12 protein-coding genes are annotated in these 14,424 nt (G+C 72.6%); 4 read left to right on the top strand and 8 right to left on the bottom strand.

Features of this window, described 5'->3' with window-relative positions:
- Positions 1-134 precede the first annotated feature (134 nt).
- The gene (locus G7Z13_RS16620; RefSeq protein ID WP_166000170.1) at positions 135-887 is read right to left on the bottom strand and encodes a helix-turn-helix domain-containing protein; all 753 of its coding nucleotides are present in this window, start codon (positions 885-887) and stop codon (positions 135-137) included.
- A gap of 399 nt (positions 888-1,286) precedes the next feature.
- Here G7Z13_RS16620 and G7Z13_RS16615 point away from each other — a divergent pair, with 399 nt between their 5' ends.
- Positions 1,287-2,654, top strand: a complete 1,368-nt coding sequence (locus G7Z13_RS16615) for an NAD(P)/FAD-dependent oxidoreductase (protein ID WP_166000168.1) — start codon at positions 1,287-1,289, stop codon at positions 2,652-2,654.
- Between the two features lie 244 nt (positions 2,655-2,898).
- A complete protein-coding gene (locus G7Z13_RS16610; protein WP_166000166.1) occupies positions 2,899-4,548 on the top strand; it encodes a SpoIIE family protein phosphatase in 1,650 nt (549 codons plus the stop codon).
- Between the two features lie 61 nt (positions 4,549-4,609).
- On the opposite strand, the gene G7Z13_RS16605 is transcribed toward G7Z13_RS16610, so the two are convergent.
- Positions 4,610-5,884: an MFS transporter gene (locus tag G7Z13_RS16605; RefSeq protein WP_206313218.1), complete on the bottom strand. Its 1,275-nt coding sequence runs from the start codon at positions 5,882-5,884 to the stop codon at positions 4,610-4,612.
- Positions 5,885-6,006: 122 nt separating this feature from the next.
- Between G7Z13_RS16605 and G7Z13_RS16600 the strand changes: the two genes are divergently transcribed.
- A complete protein-coding gene (locus G7Z13_RS16600; protein WP_166000162.1) occupies positions 6,007-6,561 on the top strand; it encodes a MarR family transcriptional regulator in 555 nt (184 codons plus the stop codon).
- A gap of 478 nt (positions 6,562-7,039) precedes the next feature.
- On the opposite strand, the gene G7Z13_RS16595 is transcribed toward G7Z13_RS16600, so the two are convergent.
- The 4 genes from G7Z13_RS16595 to G7Z13_RS16580 are packed head-to-tail and all read right to left on the bottom strand — an operon-like array spanning position 7,040 to position 10,651.
- On the bottom strand, positions 7,040-7,714 hold the full coding sequence (locus G7Z13_RS16595; RefSeq protein ID WP_166000160.1) for a response regulator transcription factor: 675 nt from the start codon (positions 7,712-7,714) through the stop codon (positions 7,040-7,042).
- Entirely contained in the window at positions 7,711-8,970 is a 1,260-nt protein-coding gene (locus tag G7Z13_RS16590; protein WP_240926237.1) for a histidine kinase, read from the bottom strand. Before G7Z13_RS16590 ends, G7Z13_RS16595 begins: the two co-directional genes overlap by 4 nt.
- A complete protein-coding gene (locus G7Z13_RS16585) occupies positions 8,967-9,734 on the bottom strand; it encodes an ABC transporter permease (RefSeq protein WP_166000158.1) in 768 nt (255 codons plus the stop codon). The genes G7Z13_RS16590 and G7Z13_RS16585 overlap by 4 nt, the downstream gene beginning before the upstream one ends.
- A complete protein-coding gene (locus G7Z13_RS16580; RefSeq protein WP_166000156.1) occupies positions 9,731-10,651 on the bottom strand; it encodes an ABC transporter ATP-binding protein in 921 nt (306 codons plus the stop codon). The genes G7Z13_RS16585 and G7Z13_RS16580 overlap by 4 nt, the downstream gene beginning before the upstream one ends.
- A gap of 94 nt (positions 10,652-10,745) precedes the next feature.
- Here G7Z13_RS16580 and G7Z13_RS16575 point away from each other — a divergent pair, with 94 nt between their 5' ends.
- Entirely contained in the window at positions 10,746-11,321 is a 576-nt protein-coding gene (locus tag G7Z13_RS16575) for a GNAT family N-acetyltransferase (protein ID WP_166000154.1), read from the top strand.
- Positions 11,322-11,423: 102 nt separating this feature from the next.
- Here G7Z13_RS16575 and G7Z13_RS16570 read toward each other — a convergent pair whose 3' ends face one another.
- Both G7Z13_RS16570 and G7Z13_RS16565 read right to left on the bottom strand, forming a co-directional pair.
- Positions 11,424-13,004 (bottom strand): type IV secretory system conjugative DNA transfer family protein, encoded by a 1,581-nt coding sequence (locus G7Z13_RS16570; RefSeq protein WP_166000152.1) that lies wholly within the window; start codon positions 13,002-13,004, stop codon positions 11,424-11,426.
- A 2-nt stretch (positions 13,005-13,006) separates the two neighbouring features.
- Positions 13,007-14,419: an ATP-binding protein gene (locus G7Z13_RS16565; RefSeq protein WP_166000150.1), complete on the bottom strand. Its 1,413-nt coding sequence runs from the start codon at positions 14,417-14,419 to the stop codon at positions 13,007-13,009.
- Positions 14,420-14,424 lie beyond the last annotated feature (5 nt).

Genomic DNA, 14,424 nt, shown 5'->3' with positions numbered 1-14,424 from the left:
CCAGGCGCCGGCGCGAGAAAAGCCGACAAGCCGACAAGGGGCGCGGGCGGCACGCCACCCACGCCCCTGTCACCTCATCGGGTCACCCTTGGAGCCCTTGGAGCGCCCCGCTCGGTCACCCGCGGGACCGACGGTCACGCCGGCCGCGACCGCAGCCCCTCCAGCAGGATGTCCAGCAGCCGCGCAGAGGCCGCCGCCTGCTGCGCCGCGTCCGGCAGCGAGGGCGCCGCCGTCGCGATCACCAGCAGGACGTCCGACACCGACACGTCCGGCCGCAGCTCGCCCGCCGCGCGGGCCCGCTCCACGAGCTGGCCCACCACGTCGAGCAGGGCCGCCGCGCCCGCGTCGTCCCCGGCCGCCGGCTGCTCCGGCACCAGCCGCAGCTCACCGCCGACCGGCTGGGACCGCTGCTGCGGCACCCGCGCCTCGTCCGCCGCCGCGCCCGCCTCGTCGGCGACCCCGACCCGCAGGATCTGCGGCGGCAGCAGCCGACCCGCGCCCGACGCGACCGAGGTCCGCAGGAAGCGGGACAGCGCCGACCACGGCTCGTCCTCCTGCCCGAGCGCGGCCCGCGCCTGGTCGGTCAGCCGCGCGGTCTCCTCCTCGGCTATCCGCCGGACCAGGACGTCCTTGCTCGGAAAGCGCCGGTAGACCGTGCCGACACCGACGCGCGCGCGCCGCGCCACGTCCTCCATCGGCGCGCCGTACCCCAGCTCGCCGAAGACCTCACGGGCCGCGCGCAGTACGTGCTCCAGGTTGCGCTGTGCGTCCACACGCAGCGGTGTCGTCCGCGCGCCGTCCGCGCGCGTGCCGCCCACCGCCGCGCCGACCGCGCCGCCAGGTGCGATGGCAGACGCGGAAGACCAACGAGAGTCCTGAATGTGCATAAGAAATCCCCCGGTAATGACGTCTCCCCCCGGAGACTCTCCCCGCCATTGGATGCCGGAGCGCGTGGAACCGCCCGAACCATCGAGCAGCCGGTCGAGCCTGCCCGCCGCGCCCGCCCGTCGCGGACACGAGAGGCATCCCCCTACACCCCGTCGAGAGACGAACATAGTTGAGAGACAGTCAATTCAGAAGGGGCAGGTTCCGCACGGAGCGCCCCCCGATCGGAGTACGGGTCGTGTACGTCCCGGTTCCACCCCCGCACCTCCCTCGGATCACACCCCCTGACCTGCGCCGCTTCCCCGTACCCCGGTGATTCGGCCAACCCCGGCCGCGCCACGCGCCCTGTCACACAAATTGCCGGGGCTGTGGACAAACGCAGGCGACGGGTGCGTCATGGGATGGTGAAGGAACGTGCGCGCATTCTCGTTGTCGGTGGCGGCTACGTCGGGATGTACACGGCCCTGCGCCTCCAGCGGAAGCTGAGACACGAACTGAAGCGGGGCGAGGCCGAGATCACCGTCCTCACCCCTGACCCGTACATGACGTACCAGCCGTTCCTCCCCGAGGCGGCCGCCGGCGCCATCTCGCCGCGCCACGTCGTCGTACCCCTGCGCCGCGTCCTGCCGCACTGCCGCGTCATCGTCGGCGAGGCCCGGTCCGTCCGCCACGCGGAGCGCACCGTGACCCTCACCACCCTCGCCACCGAGGAGCGCGCCGCACCCCCGGAAACGCTCACCTACGACGAACTGGTCCTCGCGCCCGGCTCCGTCTCGCGCACCCTCCCCGTGCCCGGCCTCGCCGACCACGGCATCGGCTTCAAGACCGTCGAGGAGGCCATCGGCCTGCGCAACCACGTCCTCGAACAGATGGACATCGCCTCCTCCACCCGCGACCCCGCGATCCGCGACGCCGCCCTCACCTTCGTCTTCGTCGGCGGCGGCTTCGCCGGCGTGGAGGCGCTCGGCGAACTGCAGGACATGGCCCGCTACGCCGCGCGGTACTACCACAACATCCGCCCCGAGGACATGAAGTGGATCCTCGTCGAGGCCTCGGACCGCGTCCTGCCCGAGGTCGGCGAGGAGATGGGCCGCTACACGGTCTCCGAACTGCGCCGCCGCAACATCCAGGTCCTCCTCGGCACCCGCCTGGAGTCCTGCGCCGACCGGACCGCCGTCCTCAGTGACGGCAGCCGCTACCCCACCCGTACGGTCGTCTGGACGGCCGGCGTCAAGCCCCACCCCCTGCTCGCCGCCACCGACCTGCCGCGCACCGCGCGGGGCCGCCTGAAGTGCACCGCCGAGCTGACCGTCGAGGGGCACGCGCACGCGTGGGCCGCGGGCGACGCCGCCGCCGTCCCCGACGTCACCGCCGCCGGCCCCGGCGCCGAATGCGCCCCCAACGCCCAGCACGCCGTCCGCCAGGCCCGCGTCCTCGGCGACAACATCGTGCGCTTCCTGCGCGGCGAGCCCCTGGAGACGTACTCCCACCAGTACGTCGGCTCGGTCGCCTCCCTCGGCCTGCACAAGGGCGTCGCCCACGTCTACGGACGCAAGCTGAAGGGCTACCCCGCGTGGTTCATGCACCGCGCCTACCACCTCAGCCGCGTGCCCACCGTCAACCGCAAGGCGCGCGTCCTCGCCGAATGGACCCTCGCCGGCCTCTTCAAACGGGAGATCGTCTCCCTCGGTTCACTCGAACATCCCCGTGCGGAGTTCGAACTCGCGGCCGGGGGAAAACCTCCTCACGACCCGAAGGGGTCGTCCTGACCGGAGCGAGGAACTCCCGCGGTGGCCGGGGCGTCTGACGGATGTCGGTCCGGTCGGCCACACTGCCAGACTGGTCCCCGCCGACAGGGCGGTCCGCCGCCCGCCCCGCCCGCCGAACCCACGAGGCTTTCCCCGTGCCGCACTTCCCAGGGGCGGTGGCCCCCCGCGGTCACCACCGCGCCGCCCCCGGAGGACCGGGCCGGGTCCGGAGCCGGCCGACGACGACTACACGAGGCAAGGATTCGTGAACTTCACGCGCTGGAGCGCCCGGCTCCCCGGAACGCAGCGCCGCGCCGCAGCGCGGACCGAACCCACGGCCACCCCGGACCGGCGGGGCGAGGGCGCCGTCCCCGCGGCCCGCGCCGAACACCTCACCGACGAGCCGCCGCCCGTCCCCGCCGTCGACGACCTTCCGGTGCGCGAGGTCCTCGACCGCACCCCCGCCCTGGTCGCCCTCGTCCACGGCACCGACCACCGGCTGGCGTACGTCAACGAGGCGTACGCCGCGGCCTTCGGCGCCCGCCCGCCCGGCGAACCCGCCCGCGACGCCCTGCCCGAGCTGTGTGCACTGGGCCTGCTGCCCCTCCTCGACCAGGTCCTGCGCAGCGGCAAGCCCCGCACCCTGAAGTCCCGCAAGGCTCCCGACGGCCGCTCCTACACGTTCACCTGCACCCCGGTCCGCGAAGGCGCCGGCACCGGCGGCGGAGTACTCGTCTTCGCCACCGACGTCACCGACCACGCGGAGGCCGTCGAACGCCTGCGCGCCAGCGAACGCCGCCAGTGCGAGACCGCCGTCACCCTCCAGCGCTCCCTGCTTCCCCAGGAACTCGAACAGCCGGACGATCTGCGGATCGCCGCGACCTACCACCCCGGCGGCACCGAGGCGGCCGTCGGCGGCGACTGGTACGACGTGATCACCCTCGGCGGCGGCCGCACCGCCCTCGTCATCGGCGACGTCATGGGCCGCGGCGTCCGTGCGGCGGCCGTCATGGGCCAGCTCCGCACCGCCGTACGCGCCTACGCCCGCCTTGACCTGCCCCCGCACGAGGTCCTGCAACTCCTCGACGGCCTCGCCACCGAGATCGACGCCAACCAGATCGCCACCTGCGTCTACGCCATCCACGACCCGAACGAGGGACGGCTGGTGTACGCCTCGGCGGGCCACCTGCCGATCCTCGTCCGAGACGAGAGCGGCACCGTCCAGCGCACCGACGAACCCACCGGCCCGCCGCTCGGCACCGGCGGCTGGATGCACTCCTCCGGCTCGATCGCCCTGGGCCCCGGCTCCACCGCCGTCCTCTACACCGACGGCCTGGTCGAACGCCGCGACGCGGACCTCGACGAGGGCATCGCCGCCCTGGAACGCGCCCTCGCCGGCGCCACCGGTACCCCGCAGGTCGTCTGCGACCGCCTGGTCCGCACCGCGGGCGTCACCGCCGACCACGACGACGACGTCGCCGTCCTCGTCCTCCAGCACCCGGCCCGCACCGGCCCCGACGCCGAACTGTTCCGCAACGCCGCCCTGGAACTCCTCGGCGGCGTGGAAGCGGCCCCCCGCGCGCGTGCCTTCGCCTCCGGAGTCCTCACCAGCTGGCGCTTTCCCGCCGACCTGCACGACCTGGGCGTCCTGGCCGCGAGCGAGCTGGTGGCGAACTCCCTCCAGCACGGCACCCCGCCCATGCGCCTGCGGCTGCGCCGCACCGACCGCCGCCTGATCATCGAGGTGACGGACGGCGACGACCACCTCCCGCGCCGCCGCCGCGCGGAACCCGGCGACGAGTCCGGCCGGGGCATCGCCATCGTCGCGACCATCGCGTCGAACTGGGGATGCCGCCGCACCCCGGGCGGCGGCAAGGCGGTCTGGTGCGAGTTCGCGCTGCCCCGCACCCCCTGACAGCGAAACGCCGGCCGGGTGCCCACGCACCCGGCCGGCGCCCCGACCGCACTCTCCGCTCTCACGCCTCCGCGGACACCGGCTCCGCCGCCGGGCCACCGCGCGCGACCACCCGGTTCCTGGCGAGCCACGGCTGGTCCTGCGCCTCGGTGAGGCGACGGCCCAGCCGGATCGCCAGCACGCTGATGCCGAGCGAGAACAGCAGGAAGGTCACGATGTACGGCGCGTGCAGCGAGGCCCCCATGGGCCCGCCCACCGCCGGCCCGACCGCCAGAGCGAGCTGCTTGACCAGCGCGAACGCCGAGTTGTACTGCCCGGCCAGGCCCTCCGGCGCCAGATCCGCGACCAGCGGCGCCACGGTCGGCGACAGCATCGCCTCACCCAGCCCGAACAGCGCGTACGTCGAGACGAAGGCCGCCGTCGCCATCTCCTGGCTGCCGTGCCCCAGCCCCGCGTACCCGGCCGCCAGCCACGCCACGGCCCAGATCAGACCCACGGCCGCGATCACCCGCGAGCGCCGCCGCCGCTCGACGAACCGCAGCACCAGGAACTGGGCCACCACGATCATCCCGGTGTTCGCCGCGAGCGCGGTGCCCAGCGCCGACGTCGAGATCCCGGCGGCCTCGACACCGTAGGCGCTCAGACCGGACTCGAACTGTCCGTAGCAGGCGAAGAACAGCACGAACCCGAGCACACACAGCTGCACCATCGCCCGGTTTTCGAGCAGTTGCCTCCAGCCGCCCTTCCCGGACTCCTTCGGCGCGCTCTCCATCCGCGGCGAGTGCGGCATCCGCACCGTCGCCATCACCACGACCAGCAGCAGGAACATCGCCGCCTCGATCGCGAACAGCAGCGTGAAGGAGGAGACGCGCGTGGTGTCGACGAGGTGCCCGCCGATCAGACCGCCGACACCGAGACCCAGGTTCTGCAGGAAGAACTGCATGGCGAACGCCCGCGACCGCGTCTCCGCGGTCGAGCAGTCCACGATCATCGTGGCCAGCGCCGGCTGCATCACGGCCTGCCCGGCACCGAGCAGCGCCGCCGCGGCCAGCACGCTCGCCGCGCCCCCCGCGAGCCCGAGGCCCAGCGCACCGACGGCGGCCGTCACCAGGGCGGTCTGCAGCACCGGAAGCGGGCCCTGCCGCACGATCGCCCGGCCGGCGAACGGCAGCACGATCAGCGCGGCCACGGCGAACACGGCGAGGACCAGCCCCGCCGTCACGGCACCGAGCCCCCGCACCTGCGCCACATAGACGTACAGGTAGGGGACGGTGAAGCCGAGTCCGAACGCGCTGAGTGCGTTGCCCACATGGATCCGGCGCATCGCAGCGCCCATCGCCCTGGTCACGTTCACCTCTCTCACTAGTTAGACCTGAAGACTTCGAAAGTAAAGTTCGAAGCTAAAGAGTACACATCGAAGGACTTCAAGGCAAAGCAACGGCGTGCGATACTGCGCCCATGGGCGACATCCCCGGCACACTCGGCGCCGAGCCGACACTCGAAGAACAGATCGCCGCGTACCAGCGCGAGTTCCAGGACCTCGACCCCCAGGTCGAGAAGATCGTGTCGGCGCTGTCCCGGCTGAACCGCCGCATGAACGTCGCCTACGGCCGGCAGACCGCCGCCCTCGGCATCAGCAACGCCGAGTGGGAGGTCCTCAAGGCCCTCGTCCTCTCCGGCGCGCCCTACCGCATGGGCCCCGGCGACCTCGCCAAGCGCCTCGGCCTCACCCCGGCCGCCATGACCCACCGCATCGACCGCATGGTCGCCGAGGGCCTGGTCACCCGGGAGCGGGACGAGAACAACCGCGTACGGGTGATCGTGGAGCTGACCCCCGAGGGCCGCGAGAAGTGGCTGGAGGCCATGCGCCTCGCGACCGTGTTCGAGGAGGACCTGCTCCAGGACCTCACCCCCGCGGAGCGAACGGCCCTCGGCGAGGTCCTGACCCGGCTGCTCCGCAGGGTGGAGCACGCCCAGCCGGACGCCGGCGGCCGCCTCTCCGACCTGGACTGACCAGGCCGTCACCGGGGTCGGAAAAGATCTTGACAGGGGGTACTTGACACCCCCTGGACGGATCCGTAGAGTTCTTCGGGTTGTCAGGGAGCCGGAACGGTTCTGCGACGACACTTCCGCCGCGAGAGCGGCACCTCAAACCACAAGCACGATCTCCCGACGGGGTTGATTTCGGCGTGCCCGAATTCAATTCGAATAGGGGCCCGGCAGTCCGATTGGGAATCGCCGGACGGATCCGCTAAAGTTTGAGACGTCGGAACGGCCCAACGGCCGGAAAGACAAGCCCCTCTGACTGGGAGTCAGGCCCGAAAGGATCTGATAGAGTCGGAACCGCCGGAAAGGGAAACGCGAGAGCGGGAAGAAGCTAAGCCTTACAGCGCCGATGGTACTGCAGGGGGGACCCTGTGGGAGAGTAGGACGCCGCCGAACAATTATTGAGAAAAGCCCCGTGCCATTCGGCACGGGGCTTTTCTGCGTTTCAGGAGGGTTCCACCAGCCTGGTGTCGTACGCCAGGATCACCGCCTGAATGCGGTCCCGTGAGCCCGTTTTCGCGAGGACGCGGCTCACATGCGTTTTCACCGTGGATTCGGCCAGGTGCAGGCGGGCCGCTATCTCGGTGTTCGTCCAGCCTTTGCCGATGACCGTGAGGATTTCCCGTTCCCGGTCGGTGAGGGGGGCCAGGCGGGGGTCTTCGGGTGCCGGGGTGCCGGCCGGTGGGTGGCCGGCCGGGAGGTGCTGGGCGTAGGCGTCGAGGAGGCGGCGAGTCGTGCTGGGGGCGACGACCGCGTCCCCGGTGGCGACCGCGCGGATGCCCGACAGCAGTTCCTCGGGCTGGGCGTCCTTGACGAGGAAGCCGGAGGCTCCGGCGCGGAGGCCGGAGTAGGCGTACTCGTCGAGGTCGAAGGTGGTGAGGATCAGGACGCGGGTGCGGTCGCCGGTGGCGACGATGCGGCGGGTGGCCTCGATGCCGTCGAGGCCGGGCATGCGGACGTCCATCAGGACGACGTCGGGGTGCAGCTCGGCGGTCATCCGGACCGCCTCCGTCCCGTTGGCGGCCTCGCCGAGGACCGTCATGTCGTCCTGGCTCTCCAGCAGCATGCGGAAGCCGAGGCGCTGGAGGGGCTGGTCGTCGGCGATGAGGACGGTCGTCACTGCGGTGCTTCCTCCGGTAGGTGCAGACGGACGCGCCAACCCCGTCCGGGGTGCGGGCGGGGGCCGGCCTCAAGTGTGCCGCCGTAGAGGGCCGTTCGCTCGCGCATGCCGGGAAGTCCGCGGCCCCCGCCGGTGCCGTTCACGGGCCGGCCGTGGCCGGTGTCGGTGATCGTGACGGTGGTGGCGCCCTGGGCGTCGTAGCGCAGCACTATCTCCGCGGTGGCGTCCGGGCCCGCGTGCTTGAGGGTGTTGGTCAGGGCCTCCTGGATGACGCGGTAGACGGTGAGCTGGCGGCCCGGAGGGAGGGACGGGCTGCCGTGGACGGTGGTGCGGACGGGGAGGCCGGCCGCGCGGACGCCGTCGATGAGCTGGTCCAGGTCCGTGAGCGCGGGCTGCGGGGCGAGGTCGGCCGCGGGGTGCTGGTGGTCGTCGCGCAGGACGTCCAGGAGGCGGCGGAGTTCGGTGAGGGCCTGGCGGCTCGTGCCGGCGATGGCGTCCAGGGCCTGGGCGGCTCGCTGCGGGGACTTCGCGGCGGCGTAGCGGCCGCCGTCGGCCAGGCCGGTGATGACGGAGAGGTTGTGGCCGATGATGTCGTGCATCTCGCGGGCGATGCGGGCCCGTTCGGCGGCGGCGGCGAGCCGGGCCTGCTGGTCGCGTTCGACCTCCAGGCGACGGGCGCGGTCTTCCAGGGCCTCCGTGTAGTCGCGGCGGGTGCGGACCGCGATGCCCGCCAGAACGGCCACGGCGAGGGACATCAGCGGGGGAACCATCTCCTGGTCCCAGCCGTTTTCCCGGTGACGGACAGTGAGGACAAGGGTGGGGAGCGTAGCGACGGCGGTGGTCCACCACAGGGAGCGCAGGGGGAGGCGCAGGGCGATGTTGTAGACGACGACCAGTGGGAGCATGGCGGCCTGGAGGACCGTGCCGGTCCAGGCGGTGACCAGGGCGGACGGGGTCATGGCCAGCAGGACCGCGAGGGGGTGGGTGCGGCGCCGGAGGAGGGGGACGGAGAAGCCGAGGCTGAGGACGACGACGAGCCAGTCGGGGGCGGGTGTGCCGCGCGCGAGGTCGCGCCAGCCGTCGGCGGCGTAGTCCAGCAGGGCGAGGGAGACGCACAAGCCGGTCAGGTGGAGGTCCCAGGCCAGCGGGTGGCGCCGGTCGAAGGCGCGCACCCGGGTGAGGAGGCGTTGGATGTGCTGGGTCAGGGGCTCGGGGGCCTGCGGCATGGCGTCCATGGTGCGGGGCGCGGGGGTCATACGTCCCGTCGCTTGAGGATGACGGCCGCCGCGGCGAGGGTGGCCGCCGTCCAGAGAGCGAGGGAGAGGAGGGCGGTGCCGGGGGTGGTCATGCCGGGGGCCGGGTCGGCGTGGGTGAGGACTTCGAGGGCCTTGCCGGGGAAGTGGCGTACGGCGTCGTCGACGACGTCGTAGGGCAGCATCCGCAGCACCTCCGGGAGGATCATGACCACGCCGATCAGGACGCCGACGCTGGTGGGGACGGAGCGGAGCAGGGCGCCTAGGCCCGCGGCGAGGACGGCGAGGAGGGCGAGGCCGGCGGCGTTGCCGACGAGGGCGCGCAGGATGCCCGGGTCGCCGAGGGAGGCTTCCTTGTCGGTGCCGGTGAGGAAGGTCTGGACGAGGGGGAAGGTGATGAGGTTGGTGGCGAGGACGGTGAGGAAGGAGACGGCGCCGAGGAGCGCCGCCTTGGACCACAGGACGGGCAGGCGGGCCGGGACGGCCGCCATGGTGGAGCGGGCGAGACCCGTGGAGTGTTCCTCGGCGGTGGAGAGGATGCCGAGGACGCCCACGGTGATCTGGCTGAACTGCATACCGAGGAGGGTGAGCAGGACGGTGTCCATCCCGGTGGCGTCGCCGGACTCGTAGGCGCTGCCGACGGCGACGCCCGTGCCGATCGTCAGCAGGGGGATCAGGGCGAGGTTGAGCCAGGTGGAGCGGAGCGTCCACAGCTTGTGCCATTCGGCGTGCAGGACGCGGGCCGGGGTGACCGCCAGGGTGGTCATGCGGAGGCTCCTTCGAGGGTGGCGGTGTACTCCACCGCGTCGCGGGTGAGGTTCATGAAGGCCTCCTCGAGGGAGACGGCGCGCGGGGTCAGTTCGAACAGGGGGATGCCGTGGGCGGCGGCGGTGCGGCCGATGTCCTCGGCGTCGGTGCCGTGGACGTGGAGGGTGCCGGGGGTGTCGCTGGTGATGTCGACGCCGGGGGCGGACAGCTGCCGGGCGAGGGCGGTGGCTTCGGGGGTGACGACCTTGACGGTGCCGGCTCCGGACTGGCGTACGAAGTCCGCGACCGTGGTGTCGGCGAGGAGGCGGCCGCGGCCGATGATGATCAGGTGCTCGGCGGTCAGGGCCATCTCGCTCATGAGGTGGGAGGAGACGAGGACGGTGCGGCCTTCGGCGGCGAGGGACTTGAGCAGGGTGCGGATCCACAGGACGCCCTCGGGGTCGAGGCCGTTGACCGGCTCGTCGAGGATGAGCACCTCCGGGTCGCCGAGCAGGGCGGCGGCGATGCCGAGGCGCTGGCCCATGCCGAGGGAGAAGCCCTTGACGCGGCGGTTCGCGACGTCGGTGAGGCCGGTGAGGTCCAGTACCCGGGCGACGCGGGCGCGGGGGATGCCGTGGGTGAGGGCGAGGGCGGTCAGGTGGTGGCGGGCGGTGCGGCCGGGGTGCACCGAGCGGGCCTCCAGCAGGGCGCCGACCTGGGTGAGGGGTGCGGGATGGGCGGCGTAGGGGCGGCCGTTGATGGCGGTGCGGCCGCGGGTGGGGGCGTCCAGGCCGAGGAGCATCCGCATCGTGGTGGACTTGCCGGCACCGTTGGGGCCGAGGAAGCCGGTGACGGTGCCCGGCCGGACGGTGAAGGAGAGGCCGGAGACGACGGTCTTGTCGCCGTAGCGCTTGGTGAGGTCCTGTGCCGTAATCATGCTCCGATGCTCGTCCGCGCGGGGGCGGCGGGCGTCCGACCGCGGGCAGTATTCCGGGTGAGCGGCGTGGTACCCCGGTACTACGGTGGCCGGCATGGGTTCTGTCAGGGATGTTGACAAGATGTTCGTGGTGCGCGCGGTGCGGGCCGAGGAGTGGCCGGCCGCGAAGGCACTGCGCTTGGCCGCGCTCCGTGATCCGCTCGCCCACCTCGCCTTTCTGGAGACCTATGAGACGGCCGTGAACCGTCCGGACTCCTTCTGGCGGGAGCGGACGGCGAGCGTGGCCGAGGGAGGGACCGGGGCGCGGCAGGTCATCGCCGAGGGGGCGGACGGCGACTGGGCGGGGACCGTGACGGTGCTGGTCGAGGAGGCCGGGACGACGGACTGGGCGGGGTTCCCGGTCGAGCGCCGGCAGGGGCATGTGGTCGGGGTGTTCGTACGGCCCGAGTACCGCGGGCGCGGACTGAGCGAGCGGCTGTTCGAGGCGGTGCTGGCCTGGTGCGGGGAGATCGGGCTGGAGCGGGTGCGGTTGATCGTGCACGAGGACAACGAGCGGGCCCAGGGCTTCTACCGGAAGATGGGCTTCGCGCCGAGCGGGGTGGTGGTGCCGCTGCAGGGGCGGGAGGAGGAGCGGGAGCTGGAGTACGTGCTGGAGCGGGCCGCGGGCTGAGGCGTGCCCTGCGGGCCGGCGGGGCCCGTGGGCCTGTGACGCCTCGACTTCAGCTGGGCCTGTGACGCCCCGGCGTTCCCGGCTCGGCTCCGGCTCGTGGCCTCAAAGGGGCAGCTCGTCGTGGGGCCAGCGGGAGCGGGCCTGTTCGCGGGAGCGGAGCAGGGCGAGCGTGGGCATGCCCCGGTCCGGGCCGGTCGCGAGGAGGTCCGGGAGCTGGGGGAGCGGGGCGACGGCCGCCACGTCGTCCAGGACGAGGGTGACTGGTGGGTCGAGCCGACCGGGGGATGACCTTTCGGCCATGCGCCGGCCGTGCTCGACCACGCTGGAGACGAGGGCCGTCAGGAAGGGCATCGCGCCCGGGTCGGTCCTGGGGTCCTCGATGGATTCACCCACCACGTAAAGACTTCCCCCTTCCGCGATGAAGGAATCCAAGGCGAGGGCATCATTTCGGTTTGGAGTGCATGCCTCGCGCACGTGGACCGTGGACAGCGCGGACAGGGCGCGGCCGATCAGCTGCTGGGCCATGTCGCGGCGCTCGGGGTGCGCGGTGAGCGCGGACTCCAGCTCGCCGGCGGAGCCGGGTGCCGCCTTGGGGTGGGTGCGCAGGGTCCGGACGGCTTCCTGGATGTGGGTGCCCTGGGACCAGCGGTGGACGTGGCGGATCGTACGGCCGTCCAGGGCGGCGGCGTGCAGACAGCAGCGCAGCAGGGTCTCGGCCGTGTCGGTGACCGCCTGGTCGATCCGGGCGGTGGGGCGGACGGGCGCGAGGAGCGCCACGGCGCGCCGGACCGCCGTCTGCTGGGACTCGCAGCCCGCGGTGGGGGACCAGTGCAGCCGGGACGGGGTGTCGCACAGGTGGTGGGGGTCGTAGAGGAGGACCGGGCCCAGTTTGGCGCGGGCGTCCTTGGTGTCGGACCACAGGGCCGGGTTGGAGGTCACGACGAGGGTGGGGCCGGCGGCGTCGCGCACGGCCTGGACGGCGGTGGCGTGGCGCAGTTCGCGCGGGGCGAGGATCAGACGCTGTCCGGCGGGTGTGGGTGCGGGTGCGGGCGCGGGGGCCGGGACCGGCTCGTACGGGACCTGCCCGTGCCCCTCCCCCTGAGGCACGGGCTCCGCACGGGCCTCTGCCGCACGGGCCTCCACCGCGTGCTCCTGCTGCGCCGGGGCGAGCGGGGCGGGTGCCGGGACCGGGCCGGCGGCGGCGTGGGCCGGGGCGGGGTCGGGCTCCCTGCGGGGCGTGGGGACCTCGTACTGCGGCTCCGGAGCACCGGCGGACGCGGGCGTCGGGGCGGCCTCCGGCACCGGCTGGTGGCGTCGGCGGGCCCGGCCCGCGCGCCAGCGGGCCACCGTGCCCAGGACGAACACGCTCAGCACGACCAGCACCATCAGCTGTCCGATGAACAGCCCCCAGAACAGCCCGTACCCCGACAGCTGCCCGGCCGGGGTGTCCGGCCAGGCGCCCGGGATGTCGTGCGGCTGGGCGATCAGGCTGCGCATGGCCAGCGGCGTACGGGCGAAGGTGACGGTGTCCGGCCAGGCGCCGTGGGCGAACCAGGCGGCGAGGCCGGTGGCCGACCAGACCATCAGGGTCATGCCGAGCAGGAACGCGAGTATGCCGATCAGCAGACCGTCGGGGATACCGCCCTGGGCGCTTCGGCGGCTGTCGCGGTCGTCCGGTCTCATCGTCAGGCCACCGTGGACTCGGAGTCGCCGAGGTGCTGCTCGACGAAGGCCGCGGCCCGCTCTTCGGCTTCCAGCTCGGCGGCGCGCAGGGCGTCGTGGTCGAGGAAGTCGCTGGCGGACTCGGTCATCGCGCGGTCGGTGAAGACGAGCGGGCGTTCGGTCTCGGTGACCAGGTGTTTGACGACCTGGACGTTGCCGTTGACGTCCCAGACGGCGATGCCGGGGGTGAGGGTGGGGATGATCTCCACCGCCCACCTCGGCAGCCCGAGGACACGGCCGGTGGCCCTGGCCTCATCGGCTTTCTGGGCGTAGATCGTCCGGGTGGACGCCATCTTCAGGATGGCGGCGGCCTCCTTCGCGGCCGCGCCGTCGACCACGTCGGACAGGTGGTGGACGACCGCGACGAAGGACAGGCCGAGCCGCCGGCCGAACTTCAGCAGCCGCTGGAACAGCTGGGCCACGAACGGGCTGTTGATGATGTGCCAGGCCTCCTCGACCAGGAAGATGCGCTTCTTCCGGTCGGGGCGGATCCACGTGTGCTCCAGCCACACGCCGACGATCGCCATGAGGATGGGCATGGCGATGGAGTTGCGGTCGATGTGGGACAGGTCGAAGACGATCAGCGGGGCGTCCAGGTCGATGCCGACCGTGGTCGGGCCGTCGAACATGCCGCGCAGGTCACCGTCGACGAGCCGGTCCAGGACCAGGGCGACGTCCAGGCCCCACGCCCGTACGTCGTCTATGTCGACGTTCATCGCCTCGGCCGACTCCGGTTCGGGGTGGCGCAGTTGCTCGACGATGTCGGAGAGGACGGGCTGGCGTTCGACGATGGTCTCGTTGACGTAGGCGTGGGCGACCTTCAGCGCGAAGCCGGAGCGCTCGTCGAGGCCGTGGCCCATCGCCACCTCGATGATGGTGCGCAGCAGGGCGAGCTGTCCGGTCGTGGTGATCGCCGGGTCGAGCGGGTTGAGCCGGATGCCGTGGTCCAGGGCGGCCATCGGGTCCAGCCGGATGGGCGTTATGCCCAGCTCCTGCGCGATCAGGTTCCACTCGCCGACGCCGTCCTCGCCCTGGGCGTCGAGGACGACGACCTGGCGGTCGCGGAAGCGCAGCTGGCGCAGGACGTACGTCTTCTCCAGCGCCGACTTGCCGTTGCCGGACTCGCCGAGGACGAGCCAGTGCGGCGCGGGGAGCTGCTGGCCGTACAGCTGGAAGGGGTCGTAGATGTACCCCTTCCCGGAGTAGACCTCGCGGCCGATGATGACGCCGGAGTCGCCGAGACCGGGTGCGGCCGTCGGCAGGTAGACCGCCTGCGCCTGGCCGGTCGACGTGCGGACCGGCAGGCGGGTCGTCTCGACCTTCCCGAACAGGAAGGACGTGAAGGCGTCGGTGAGGACGGACAGCGGGTCCCGCATCAGGT

Source organism: Streptomyces sp. JB150, from assembly GCF_011193355.1.
Taxonomy (GTDB): domain Bacteria; phylum Actinomycetota; class Actinomycetes; order Streptomycetales; family Streptomycetaceae; genus Streptomyces.
The sequence above is the reverse complement of the archived record's forward strand: the minus strand, read 5'-3'. Positions and strand labels throughout refer to the sequence as shown.